An 11,848-nucleotide genomic window follows, 5' to 3' on the forward strand; every position below is an offset into this window, starting at 1 on the left:
GAATATATGAAAGGAATAGCTATGAACCATCTTTCACATGACAACATTAGCCTCTTACAGCCGTCAGAAGGCTCCGTTTGGAACATTGATACGCTATCCCGGAAGATAGCCGTTAGGGCATTGCCGTACAGTGATATTTTCATCGATCCGGGAAGGGGCACAAGCCAGGTAACGTCTGCAAGCCGGTGTAATGCAGCAACACTTTTACGTCCGGCTCCTGGCGGAGACTTTCAATTTCGTTCAACGGTAAAAGTCGAATTCGGTAACACCTTCGATGCCGGCGTGTTGCTTCTTTACGTTAACGAACGATCATGGGCGAAGTTGTGCTTTGAATATTCACCCGAACGTGAACCCATGGTTGTCTCTGTGGTGAACAACGGATATACCTCTGATGATGCCAATGCTTTTACCGTCAGTGGACAGGAAGTGCATTTACGGATCTCCCGCAAAGATAATGTATTTGCCTTCCATGCTTCGCTGGATGGTCAAAAATGGATATTTGTGCGCGCTTTTCCCCTTGATGTGCTGAACGACGCGGAACAGATTTTACACATAGGGTTCGAGGCACAAGCGCCTAACGCCTCCGGATGCGAAGTAGAATTCTCTGATTTCGCCCTCGTTTCAGGAAATGTTCCTGATTTCCGTAGCGGAAAATAGAGAACCGGATTTCAGAGTGAATGCAGGGCATACCGGTAAAAACATATCATGTGGTCCCGCCACCTCACTTTTACCCTGCATGCTAATAGATCTGTATAAATAAAGCCTCATATCATATGAGGCTTTATTTTTTGCTATCTGTATATTTTACGACGATTGATATCGGTAATCCGCCATACTGCATTTCTGCTATTCATATGAACTCAGGCACGGTGTATAACATTTTTGAGGATACAATTAGATATCTGGAAACCCCAGTTATTTATACATTTCTCAGACAAATTTTTAGAAACTGGATTGTTACTGCGTTTGCAGGCAAAACCTTCTTCAGACCAGTATTATCTGGGCGGAGTGGGTTTTTTTTTGCTTTTTGAAAGGTAAATGTCCCTATGAAATATCAGTCACTTGCTGAATTTATAATTAACCGGGTCGGCGGCCCGGAAAATATTAAAAGTTTGACCCATTGCGCAACAAGGCTTCGCTTTCAGTTAAGAAAATATGATGTTGTTCTGAAGGATGATTTGAGCAACCATCCAGAGATTATTATGGTGGTAGAAAGCGGGGGCCAACTCCAGGTGGTTGTGGGTAATAATGTTTCTGAAGTTTATAAGGCTATCGAAGCTACAGGCATTACGGATGAGACTGATCTAGCTGCAGGGAGCAGCGACGAGGCAGTCATAAAAGAAAATATCTTTAACAGGCTGATTAATGTGGTTTCGGGGATTTTTACCCCTTTTCTGGGGATCCTGGCCGCTTCCGGGATTATGAAGGGGCTGCTAGCCCTTGCTATCGTTTGCGGAATTACGACTGAGTCGAGCGGAACCTACAAAATACTGGCGGCAGCTGGTGATGCCCTGTTTTATTTCTTCCCTCTCGTGCTGGGTTACACTGCAGGCAAGCGTTTTGGCGGGTCGCCATTCCTGTCGATGGCGATTGGCGGCGCACTGATGCATCCGGCAATGATAGCGGCGTTCGACGCTCAGTTACAGCACGGCGCGTCAGTTGATGCCTTCCTCGGAATTCCCGTCACTTATATTAATTATGCCGGCTCGGTTATTCCGGTCATATTTGCTGCCTGGCTCAGTAGTGTGGTGGAGAAATTCTGTAATAAAATTCTCCCTTCAGCGGTCAAAAACCTCTTCACCCCTCTGATAGCGCTTCTCATCGTCGTTCCTGCTGCGTTCCTGCTTATTGGACCGCTCGCTACCGGCCTCAGCCACCTTATGGCAAATGCGTTTCTGGCCGCTTATGAGTTTGCGCCTGCTTTAGCGGGTACGATCATGGGGGGACTGTGGCAGGTCTGCGTCATGTTTGGTCTGCACTGGGGTCTTGTCCCCATCATGATCAACAACATCAGCGTGTTAGGCCATGATATTATGCAGCCATTACTGGTACCGGCCGTGGTAGGCCAGTTGGGCGCAGCGCTGGGTGTGTTCCTGAGAACCCAGGATCCAAAATTGAAAACTCTTTCGGGTTCGGCAGTCAGCGCGGCCATTTTTGGTATTACGGAACCTGCAGTATATGGTGTTAACCTCCCAAACCGACGGCCATTCATCTTCGGCTGCACGGCCGGAGCCATAGGCGGGACAATAGTCGGAGCATTCCACGGTAGTATCTATTCTTTCGGTCTGACCAGCTTCTTCACTCTCGCTCAGATGATCCCACCTACCGGTATGGATATGACCGTGTGGGGGGCCATAATCGGCACGGCCTTATCGCTCGTGCTTTCTACCTTACTGACCTATTTCTTCGGTTTACCGGCATCAAAAGAATCGCCAAGTGCTAACCCAAGTATCGCACCAGAAACAGCAGAGATCGTTATTCTCTCTCCGCTACAGGGGAAGGTTATTGATATTGCCGAAATCCGCGATCCGACCTTTGCCAGTGGCCTGCTGGGTAACGGAGTGGGGATTATTCCAACCTCCGGTAAAGTTATTGCGCCCTTTGACGGAGTTGTGTCGTCAATATTTAATTCCCGACATGCTATCAACCTGGTCAGTAATGATGGTGTGGAACTGCTGATCCACGTCGGGATCAATACCGTAAATCTCAAAGGTGAAGGTTTTACGGCACATGTAAAAACGGGTGATTCGGTAAAAGCCGGTGATCTGTTGATTGAATTTGATCTCGATTTTATTCAAAGCGCAGGATGTCTGCTGGACACGCCGGTATTAATCAATAACAGCGATGAATTCAGGGCAGTACATCTGGCAGATAAACAGACTGTTTCATATGACACGGTATTGATGACAACGATTAAGTGAGGAAGATTCATGAAAAAATTCCCGGATAATTTTTACTGGGGCGGGGCAATTGCCGCAAACCAGGTCGAGGGTGCATGGGACAAGGACGGCAAAGGGGTGTCCACCTCGGACGTTCAGCCCGCAGGTATCTTCGGCGAGGTGGTGGAACGTGACGGGAGCGTCAGCAGCATCAAGGACGTGGCCATCGACTTTTACCACCGCTACCCGGAGGACATTAAACTCTTCAGCGAGATGGGGTTTACCTGCCTGCGCGTTTCCATCGCCTGGGCACGCATCTATCCACAGGGTGATGAGCAGACCCCGAATGAAGCCGGTCTGGCCTACTACGACAGGCTGTTTGACGAGCTTCTGCAGCACGGAATTACGCCGATGGTGACGCTCTCCCACTATGAGATGCCCTGGAATCTGGTGACCCGCTATAACGGCTGGGCTGACCGCAGACTGATTGGTTTTTTCACTGACTACGCCGTCACGGTTTTCGGGCGCTACAGAGAGAAGGTCAAGCTGTGGCTGACCTTCAACGAAATCAACATGTCCCTGCACGCGCCGCTGACCGGAGTGGGCCTGCCTGAAGGCAGCAGTCAGGCTGATATCTATCAGGCTATCCACCATCAGCTGGTCGCCAGTGCCATCGTCGTGGGGCGGTGCCATGACATCATCCCGGATGCAAAAATCGGCAATATGCTCCTGGGGGGCCTGCTTTACCCGCTGACCTGCAAACCGGATGACGTGCTGAAAACGATGAATGAGAACCGCGGCTGGCTGTTCTTTGGCGACGTGCAGTGCCGCGGAGCCTACCCGGGGTACATGCTGCGCTTCTTCCGTGACAATAATATTGTGCTGGATATTACAGAGGAGGACCGCGAGCAGCTGAAGAACAACACCGTGGACTTCATCTCGTTCAGCTATTACAACAGCGGCTGTGCGACAACCGACGAGGACACCATCGAGAAGTCACGGGGTAACGTGCTGAGCATGATACAAAACCCGCTGCTGCCGGTGTCGGAGTGGGGCTGGACAATTGACCCGACGGGAATGCGCATTCTGTTAAACATGCTGTGGGATCGTTATCAGAAGCCGCTGTTCATTGTCGAAAACGGACTGGGTGCCAGAGATATTCTTCAAGACGACTTTACGGTTGACGACAACTACCGTATCGCTTATCTGAATAACCACCTGTACCAGGTCCGGGAAGCTATCGAAGATGGCGTGGATGTGATGGGATACACATCATGGGGCCCCATCGATCTGGTCAGTAACTCCACCGCGGAATTAGGTAAGCGTTACGGCTTTATCTACGTCAATCGCGATGATACGGGACGGGGCGATCTTAAGCGCTACAGAAAAGCGAGCTTCTACTGGTATGCCGATGTTATAAAAAGTAACGGTGAAACGCTGGTGCCAAATATCTGAATATCCGGATTTTGTCATACAGAAACGATGAAGTGAATACGACTTTTATCGCTGAATGACTGTCTGGCCGCCGGATGGCGGCCAGACTTCGTTAATTCACCCAGTCTTCCAGCATCAGGCCCGGCACCCGCTCAAACTCCCGCACATTGTTCGTCACCAGGACGGCGCCGGCCGCGATGGCGTGCCCGGCAATGGCCGTGTCGTTCGGGCCGATCGGCGTCCCGGCGAGGCGCAGCGCCACCCGGATGTCCGTCGTGGCGTCCACCGCGGCGCGGTCCCAGGGCAGGATGGCATCGAGGCGCGCGCAGAACGCATCGACCAGCTGAATATGGCGCGGCGAGGCCTTCGGGCCGGTGGCGCCGAAGCGCATCTCGGCGTACGTCACGGCCGAGACCACGATGCGATCACCGCGCAGCACCGCCTGCTCCAGGCGCTTCAGCACCGCTGCCGGCTGCTCGCGCATGATGAACGAGCAGATGTTCGTGTCGAGCATCCAGGTTTTCTTCATGGCGCAAAGCGTCCTTCATCGCTGACCACATCCTCACGCTCCGCCATAAAGTCCGGATCGGCCCTGTCCAGTTGCGCGAACGAGCCCCATGTCGGCCGGACGGGACGCAGGATGATGCTGTCCCCTTCCCGGACGATCTCGAGCTCGCTCACCCCCTCAAAATCCAGATCGCGGGGCAGGCGGATGGCGCGGTTGTTGCCGTTTTTAAAAATAGATACGGTTCTCATGTTCTTTCTCTCCCGGGTAAGTATGGATATGTGACGCATATCCGGATTGAGGTTCACTGCACCGGGTGTGTGCATATGTTCAGTATAGGCAGATGTACAGCATATGTATAGATATGGCATATGCAGATGGTGAGTATATGCGTATGCTATACCTATGCAGATGTCATGCATATGGATATCCTTCACATATGCTTTCTTCTCTCTTTTCCCGGTCAGATCCGAAAAATACCAAAGCCGGATCCTTACTGAAAAGCTGATTTAGATTGAGTTGTATTGCTACTGAATGAGGCTTGCCTGGTGGGGTTCCGGTAAATGGTCAAGGTCCGCTATGAGCGAAAAGCGGACGTAATACTTATGTCTGATTTGATAGCAGTAAGTGACGCTTTTTTTGCGGCTGCACACACAGCCGCAACAGATTTATTTAAAACCGAATCCGCGATCTTCAAGCGTAGCGCGAAGGTTCTGGCGTCCGTCCATATAGTCCATGCTTGTTGCTGAGCTTTGTACGGCCTGTTTCCAGGTTTTGTCTTTCATTCCCAGTCCTTCACGAAACGCATGGAACGCTTCTTCATAGCTTTTAACATGTGCGTCAAAGTCAGATGCGTTGTAGCGGTTATGGTGAGCGACCACGCTCTGAGGCAGGCGTGGGCGAATACTTGCGTTGCTTTTCGGATCGGGCCATCCGACAACCAGTCCGCATACAACGTAGCTGTGCGGGGGCAGTTGAATAAGTTCGGCCAGTTCTTTTGCCTTGTTTCGTGTAGCCCCGATATAAACGGTTCCCAGTCCGATTGATTCGGCCGCCACAGTAGCGTTCTGCGAGGCAAGCGAGGCATCCACAGTCGCCATAACAAATGAGTCGAGATATTCATGCACACCCGGATTCAGACCATCCGCCACGGTCATATCATGATTACGCGACAGGTCAGCCACCCATAAAAGTATCGCAGGCGCTTCTTCAATGTAGCCATTAGCCAGACCGCTATCCCCAGCGGACAGCTTTCTTACCTGTGCCTTAAGCTCAGGATCGGTAACCGCTACTACGCTCCATTGCTGTAGATTTGAGGATGTTGAGGCAGACTGTGCGGCTGCCACCAGAGTTTCAACCAGTATTCAGGCAGAGGTTGCGGCGAAAAGCTTCTGACTGAACGGTGGCAGAGTAACCCTTCTATCTGTTTGTTCCAGATAATATTTTCAGGCCTGTCTTTCTCGCCATAGCGTGCCGCTATCAGCTGTTCTTTCTGAAAATCGTCAGTCATAAATTTTCTCCTCGTAAATTGTAATGATCGTTCAAAAATAGGTTAAATAAAAAGGCCTTCTGGCCTTTTACTGAATACTGCCGATAAGCGCTTCAATCGCATGCTGTTGATATTCAGGTTCATGCACGATCCTGCCAAACACCCGGAAGCCAAAGTAGGCACACATGAATGCTTTCGCCATCGACTGAGCCTGACGGCCCCTTTCAAACTCTCCGGTCGTAATACCGGCAGAAAAAAGCGCAACAAACATCCCTTCAAGTTCTTTGATATAGCTGCGACTCAGGCCTTCAACGGTTTTATCTTTAGCCGCTCTTTCGAGAGGAGAAAATATCGCCATACATCCATTACGCTCAATGTCGCTGAAATCAAGCTCAATGCCTTTTTCAAGCAGAATTCGGAGTCGATCTTTCACGCTTCCGGGCTGGCGGAAAACTTCCTCGTGAAACTCAATGCTGGAGCGGTGATAGCGTCGCAGGGCTTCATGATAAAGATTTTCTTTACTGCCGAAAGCAGCATACAGGCTGCCACGGCCCAGACCTGTGCTGTCAACGAGTTCCTGCGCCGAAGTCGCTTCAAAACCGTTACGCCAGAATGCATCCATGGCTGCCTGTATTACCAGCTGGTCATCAAATTCTCTTGGTCTGCCTGCCATCGCTTACTCCTGCCTCAGAACTGTTATCACCCTAACAATTATGGAACGGTCAGTCAATAATTAGTAGTATCATTAAAAGCAGGCAGACGATAACGTCAGCACATTAATTTTTTAACGCGAATTATTCAGGATTTCTGCCTGGCTGGCCTCAATTATTGAAACAAGTTCCTGCAGTTTCACTGCCACAACGCGTCCCAGAGGCGTCAGTGAGTATTCGACATGCGGGGGTATGGTGTCATATGAGTACCGTTTAATCATCCCATCACTCTCAAGAGACTGTAGAGTCTGGGCCAGCATTCTTTCACTTACCCCTTCAATACGCCGTCTTAAGCTGCTGAAACGATGGGTCTCAGATAGCAGGGCGACCATTATCAAAACGCCCCAGCGGCTGCTCAGGTGTTGAAGTACCTGCCTTGACGGGCATCCTGCAGCCATCACATTGCAGGTGATAGCAGGCATCTCTGACGCTGAAGCATTGTCACGAACCTGATCTTTAATCAATGTCATTTAACACTAACCTTTTTGTAAGTACTTACTAAAATAATCTATATCGGTATAGTACCTTTTCAGTTTAAACGTGAGCAACTTTTACCTGATACGGAGAATAAAATGACGATTGCAATCACTGGTGCAACAGGCCATCTTGGCCAGTTAGTTATTGAAAAACTTAAACAAAAAGTTGACGCTTCTGAAATTGTCGCTCTGGTAAGAACCCCTGCGAAAGCAGCTGGCCTGGGTGTAGCTACACGCGAAGCTGATTACACTCGCCAGGATACGCTGGATGTAGCATTGAAAGGAGTTGATACCCTGCTGCTTATCTCCGGCAATGAAATCGGGCAACGTGCGGTGCAGCACGAAAATGTAATCCGTGCTGCTGTAAAAAATGGTGTAAAGCGCATCGTGTATACGAGCTTGCTGCATGCTGACAAGTCACCACTCAACCTGGCACCAGAACACGTCCAGACAGAACAGGCTCTCAAAAACTCGGGGCTGGACTATACAATCCTGCGTAACGGCTGGTATTCAGAAAACTACACGGGTTCTATTGCACCTGCGCTGGGCCTTGGCGCTTTTTATGGCAGTGCTGGCGAAGGTAAAATTTCCTCCGCGCCTCGTGAGGATTACGCAGAAGCCGCTGTAGTGGCGCTGACCGGGCAAGGCCACGAAGGCAAAACCTATGAGCTGGCCGGAGATGAATTCTATACGCTGACTGATTTAGCTGCGGAAATTACGGCTCAGAGCGGCAAAGATATTCCTTACCGTAATATCCCGGAAGCAGATTACGCGGCGGCACTAAAAAATGCAGGCCTGCCTGATGGATTTGCTGAGGCGATTGCGTCATGGGATACGGGTGCCTCTCAGAACGCGTTGTTTGATGACAGCCATGTTCTGTCAAAACTGATTGGCAGAAAAACTACGCCTATCGCAGTAAGCGTTCAGAAAGCGCTTGCCTGACAATGTTGCCCCGTCACTTCGGGGCACCTTTCATCGACAGTCAAAGTCAATTAACTAAGTCTTTTCTTCCAGAATTTTTGAATCTGGATGCCGGTAAAAAATGAGGTTAAAAATGAACCTGAAGCATGACAAAGCTGAGAATGTCATCAGTGATTATATCGAGTCAATTATCCGATGCGATTACGAATTAGCGCGCTCTATATGGAAGGCTGGCGATGACGTCAGTTTCATTCATCCCCGCGGACATGAAAAAGGCTGGGATGAGATTGAGCAAAACTTTTATCGCATGACAATGGATGAAATGTTTTCCAGCCGTTTACTGAAAACCGTAGGTGCGCCTGACATCCGTTACTATGGTGAAAATACGGCCGTAGTAGAGTTTTACTGGGACTTTGTTGCAACCTTTCGTGATAGCGGCGATGAGCTTCATACTACTGGGCGCGAAAGCCAGGTGCTGTTAAAAGGCCCTGACGGAAACTGGAAAATTGCACAGGTTCATTATTCTGGCCCGGCGGTAACAGGCGAAGGTGAAGGATTCTGATGCTGATACAGGGGGGGAAGCTTATCAGGCGTGAACATCATTCCAAGACATTCCCCCCCTGAACTGCGCAATATTTTAAAGGGCATGCGTTTTTGCTGTTCAAAACGTTGCCGGCTACATCCAGGGCTCCAGCCCACAGATGAAGATAATCATTCACCTTTAAAGCGGCCGGGACGTCATAGGCATGATTACCCAGCCTCCATACCGCCCGTGCCCCTGACCTGGCCCCTACCGGTTGATACCCAGCAGCCATAGCAACGCCAGCTTTTGGCACAGAGCAGACGTTAATTACCGAAATGTACACCTGCCTGAAAGAGAGCTTCCCCCATCCTGCTGCGGCGCTATTTTTTTAGCCGCTGAATATCTGTGGTGCGCAGGAGAAACCAGGACGGATGATGGATAACCTCCTGATGATGACGGTGGGCACTCAGCGCGGCCTGCAGAAGACTGGCCGCTCCGGCGGCCAGATTGAGCAATGAAGGCGCCCCCATGTAACCCAGCACAGCCGGCACGGCGAGCAGGGCTGTGTCCTGTATACTCCGCCGCTTCCATGTGGCAAGTTTCTGCTGCAGATCATCCAGCCCTTCATCAGCAATTCGCTCCCGGAAACGCTGCTGCAGCAGGCTGATCTCCGCCGGTCCAGATGCCCGCTCCATTTCAACCGCACAGTCACGCAGCGTGCGTCTGAAGGCTGTTACGCTCGGCTCATAATCGGTGCGGATGCGGAAAATGTCGTGAAGCGACAAGTTCTGCAGAAACGGGAGTTCAACCTCAAGCATTCTGCGTGACAGTCTCCCGGATGCGTCGAGTTTCTGCAGGATTTTGCCCTGCAGCGGACAGCGGGTGACAAGTGAGGCGCCGGCCCGGGCTGACTGACTGATATCAGTCAGCAGCCCGTGATAATGAAAGTAGATACTCCGGTTCATGGCCCCGCGCACCCATCGGTCATACCCTTTACGGCTTTCGTGTTTACCGCGGGTGATCCTTGCCCTGAATCTGCCGTCTTCTTCCACTTCGACTGGCTGCAGCTCCTGGTACATATAGGCATTGGTAAAAGGGCTCTGACAGTCCCGCAGCTCCAGCATGATTTCGTCCGGCAGTGTTTTTTCTGACACGAAGCGGATATGCCCTTCATTGCTGACCCGTCTGACCCCCCGCACCTTCACGCTCCTCTCGTACAGCCGGACCACCTCTGCGGGCATCACGGCGTTAAGGAAATGCCGGTCGGGATTATCCTGCAGGAGCTGCATCTTACGCTCCTGCTCTTGCCGGACTGATTCACAGGGTGTGAAGGCAATAAAGCCGGCCTGGATCAGCAGAAAATTGTCCTTCACAAAACGCACGAACTGCGCCACGCCGGTCCTGATATCTGCCAGCCGATCGGTTGCATTGTAATGTATCAGCCGATCCATCGCTTCCGATGACTCAATGGTATCAAGGCGTAGCACCGCTTCCTCCAGTGTATCGGTCAGGATGATGCGTTCAGCCGACAGCAGGCCGGGGCGATAAAGAGCCAGTTGATCGTGACGGGCAATCCACAGGCTGAGCGGAGAGTCATGCAGGGGATGCCACTCCCCGCGCAGAACACTGACAGCCTGAAGGTAGCTCCTTAACGCACTTCCCAGTGCTTCTGCATCCAGTTCCGTATAGTCTGTAGCCAGAAGGTTGTCATCCCAAAGGATACTCTCACTCAGGGCCGGAAGGTTATTGTACATAAGCCTCTCCTCACAAATCTCCATACAGGCAGCGCAGGCCGTTAAGGGCGTCTGCCAGCTGACCGGTAACCGTGTCACTTGTCATCTGGCTGACCAGCAACTCAAAGGCCTCTGCCGGCATAAAAACCCGCAGCCCGTCGATGCCGAAGAATCCCTCCGGCGTGACGTTTCCCGGCGGGGAGAACATCACGCGCTCACCCTGGTGGCCGTGCGCCAGGGCTTCAGGATGACGGGCGTACAGCGTGAACAGCCCCAGCAGTTCGGAGAAGGCTTCCCACCCGTACGGCACCACGAAGTCCTGGCCGGTGATGAGCAGGTGCAGTCGGGGTGTATTGTACCAGGCGCCCGGGCGCTCGCCGGGATGCTGGCCGTCAATGCGGATATCGAGGCGCAGGGTGCCGGCTTCGATGGTTTGCGTCACGGCCGGGATCACCGGGCGCAGATCCTGCGCCAGCGCTGTCGCTTTCTGTGTGCTCCAGTCCAGCCCGCGCAGGACCAGGGGGAAAATGGCTTTCAGCCGTGGCAGGGTGAAGATTTCCCCCAGCACGGCGTCCGGCACGTCCGCCAGGACAAAACAGTCGCTTTCCAGCGGGCGCAGCAGGTGTTCGGCATACATCTGATCCACCACGGGGCTCAGCGCCGCCAGGAAGGCGTCAAATTCTTCCGTCCAGCTCTCCCCGGCCAGGCGGAAGATCCCTTTAAGGTAATGTCCGTCCACCGGACGGTCGTTCTCAGCCTGCCAGGCCAGCAGGTCCCGGGTGATGTCGAGAAGGGTGCGCAGGGCCGGGAGCGTGGCCACCCTGTTCCGGCCGCACAGAAAGGCTTCCCGGGCATAGGCCAGGATGAAGCGCAGCTCGTCCCGGGAAACGGGCGCGGTGCCGAAGGTCTGGCCGAGAATGATATGCCGGTACAGCTGCCGGACCGTGGCCTCCGGATCGGCAACCAGCTGAAAATACCCGTCGCCGGGCGCGACTGTTTTCAGGCCGTCATCGAGGAAGCGTTCGGCCAGGGCGTTGACCGAAGTATTTTCGCGACCGGCGCGCACTTTCAGCGCCTCGATCAGCTTTTTGTGAAAACGCAGGTTAAGCTGGCTGAGCATCAACGTTCCTTTCATGTTTGTTTTGTTCGCCATGCTAACCTAGCATCAATGAAATGTG

General features: G+C 52.1%; 12 protein-coding genes and 1 pseudogene. 6 read left to right on the plus strand and 7 right to left on the minus strand.

Annotated elements, in window-relative coordinates:
* The first annotated feature begins 21 nt into the window (after positions 1-21).
* From L362_RS00165 to L362_RS00155, 3 genes are all read left to right on the plus strand, one after another.
* Entirely contained in the window at positions 22-657 is a 636-nt protein-coding gene (locus L362_RS00165) for a DUF1349 domain-containing protein (protein WP_023345584.1), read from the plus strand.
* Positions 658-1,046: 389 nt separating this feature from the next.
* The gene (locus L362_RS00160; protein ID WP_023345585.1) at positions 1,047-2,921 is read left to right on the plus strand and encodes a beta-glucoside-specific PTS transporter subunit IIABC; all 1,875 of its coding nucleotides are present in this window, start codon (positions 1,047-1,049) and stop codon (positions 2,919-2,921) included.
* Between the two features lie 9 nt (positions 2,922-2,930).
* Entirely contained in the window at positions 2,931-4,334 is a 1,404-nt protein-coding gene (locus L362_RS00155; protein WP_023345586.1) for a glycoside hydrolase family 1 protein, read from the plus strand.
* 91 nt (positions 4,335-4,425) lie between these two features.
* Here the strand turns inward: L362_RS00155 and L362_RS00150 are convergent, their stop codons facing one another.
* Both L362_RS00150 and vapB read right to left on the minus strand, forming a co-directional pair.
* Complete coding sequence (locus L362_RS00150) at positions 4,426-4,842, minus strand: type II toxin-antitoxin system VapC family toxin (RefSeq protein ID WP_023345587.1); 417 nt, start codon at positions 4,840-4,842, stop codon at positions 4,426-4,428.
* Positions 4,839-5,069, minus strand: a complete 231-nt coding sequence (vapB, locus tag L362_RS00145) for a type II toxin-antitoxin system VapB family antitoxin (protein WP_023345588.1) — start codon at positions 5,067-5,069, stop codon at positions 4,839-4,841. Before vapB ends, L362_RS00150 begins: the two co-directional genes overlap by 4 nt.
* Positions 5,070-5,143: 74 nt before the next feature.
* On the opposite strand from vapB, the pseudogene L362_RS25155 reads away from it, so the two are divergent.
* Positions 5,144-5,311: pseudogene (locus L362_RS25155) on the plus strand (hypothetical protein); the annotation flags it as partial.
* 175 nt (positions 5,312-5,486) lie between these two features.
* Here L362_RS25155 and L362_RS0123380 read toward each other — a convergent pair.
* From L362_RS0123380 to L362_RS00135, 3 genes are all read right to left on the minus strand, one after another.
* Positions 5,487-6,164, minus strand: a complete 678-nt coding sequence (locus L362_RS0123380) for a nitroreductase family protein (RefSeq protein WP_219284548.1) — start codon at positions 6,162-6,164, stop codon at positions 5,487-5,489.
* 231 nt (positions 6,165-6,395) lie between these two features.
* Positions 6,396-6,980 (minus strand): TetR/AcrR family transcriptional regulator, encoded by a 585-nt coding sequence (locus tag L362_RS00140; protein ID WP_023345591.1) that lies wholly within the window; start codon positions 6,978-6,980, stop codon positions 6,396-6,398.
* 111 nt (positions 6,981-7,091) lie between these two features.
* A complete protein-coding gene (locus tag L362_RS00135; protein ID WP_032638146.1) occupies positions 7,092-7,439 on the minus strand; it encodes a winged helix-turn-helix transcriptional regulator in 348 nt (115 codons plus the stop codon).
* A gap of 150 nt (positions 7,440-7,589) precedes the next feature.
* On the opposite strand from L362_RS00135, the gene L362_RS00130 reads away from it, so the two are divergent.
* Together L362_RS00130 and L362_RS00125 are read left to right on the plus strand one after the other, a co-directional pair.
* The gene (locus tag L362_RS00130; RefSeq protein WP_023345593.1) at positions 7,590-8,435 is read left to right on the plus strand and encodes an SDR family oxidoreductase; all 846 of its coding nucleotides are present in this window, start codon (positions 7,590-7,592) and stop codon (positions 8,433-8,435) included.
* A gap of 112 nt (positions 8,436-8,547) precedes the next feature.
* The gene (locus L362_RS00125; protein ID WP_023345594.1) at positions 8,548-8,976 is read left to right on the plus strand and encodes a YybH family protein; all 429 of its coding nucleotides are present in this window, start codon (positions 8,548-8,550) and stop codon (positions 8,974-8,976) included.
* A gap of 341 nt (positions 8,977-9,317) precedes the next feature.
* Here the strand turns inward: L362_RS00125 and L362_RS00120 are convergent, their stop codons facing one another.
* Positions 9,318-10,691, minus strand: a complete 1,374-nt coding sequence (locus L362_RS00120) for a hypothetical protein (protein WP_023345595.1) — start codon at positions 10,689-10,691, stop codon at positions 9,318-9,320.
* A gap of 10 nt (positions 10,692-10,701) precedes the next feature.
* Positions 10,702-11,790 carry a transcriptional repressor PifC gene (pifC, locus tag L362_RS00115; RefSeq protein WP_032638120.1) on the minus strand — a complete coding sequence of 363 codons (1,089 nt, stop codon included), beginning with the start codon at positions 11,788-11,790 and terminating at the stop codon, positions 10,702-10,704.
* Between the last annotated feature and the right edge of the window lie 58 nt (positions 11,791-11,848).

Origin of the sequence: Enterobacter sp. MGH 16 (assembly GCF_000493175.1) — a bacterium.
GTDB classification, from domain to species: Bacteria; Pseudomonadota; Gammaproteobacteria; order Enterobacterales; family Enterobacteriaceae; genus Enterobacter; species Enterobacter roggenkampii.

Bases quoted from the DNA above. Each gene is read 5' to 3' on its own strand.
- L362_RS00165 (WP_023345584.1), top strand. From the start codon at position 22: ATGAACCATCTTTCACATGACAACATTAGCCTCTTACAGCCGTCAGAA.
- L362_RS00160 (WP_023345585.1), top strand. From the start codon at position 1,047: ATGAAATATCAGTCACTTGCTGAATTTATAATTAACCGGGTCGGCGGC.
- L362_RS00155 (WP_023345586.1), top strand. From the start codon at position 2,931: ATGAAAAAATTCCCGGATAATTTTTACTGGGGCGGGGCAATTGCCGCA.
- L362_RS00150 (WP_023345587.1), bottom strand. From the start codon at position 4,842: ATGAAGAAAACCTGGATGCTCGACACGAACATCTGCTCGTTCATCATG.
- vapB (WP_023345588.1), bottom strand. From the start codon at position 5,069: ATGAGAACCGTATCTATTTTTAAAAACGGCAACAACCGCGCCATCCGC.
- L362_RS00140 (WP_023345591.1), bottom strand. From the start codon at position 6,980: ATGGCAGGCAGACCAAGAGAATTTGATGACCAGCTGGTAATACAGGCA.
- L362_RS00135 (WP_032638146.1), bottom strand. From the start codon at position 7,439: ATGCCTGCTATCACCTGCAATGTGATGGCTGCAGGATGCCCGTCAAGG.
- L362_RS00130 (WP_023345593.1), top strand. From the start codon at position 7,590: ATGACGATTGCAATCACTGGTGCAACAGGCCATCTTGGCCAGTTAGTT.
- L362_RS00125 (WP_023345594.1), top strand. From the start codon at position 8,548: ATGAACCTGAAGCATGACAAAGCTGAGAATGTCATCAGTGATTATATC.
- L362_RS00120 (WP_023345595.1), bottom strand. From the start codon at position 10,691: ATGTACAATAACCTTCCGGCCCTGAGTGAGAGTATCCTTTGGGATGAC.
- pifC (WP_032638120.1), bottom strand. From the start codon at position 11,790: ATGCTCAGCCAGCTTAACCTGCGTTTTCACAAAAAGCTGATCGAGGCG.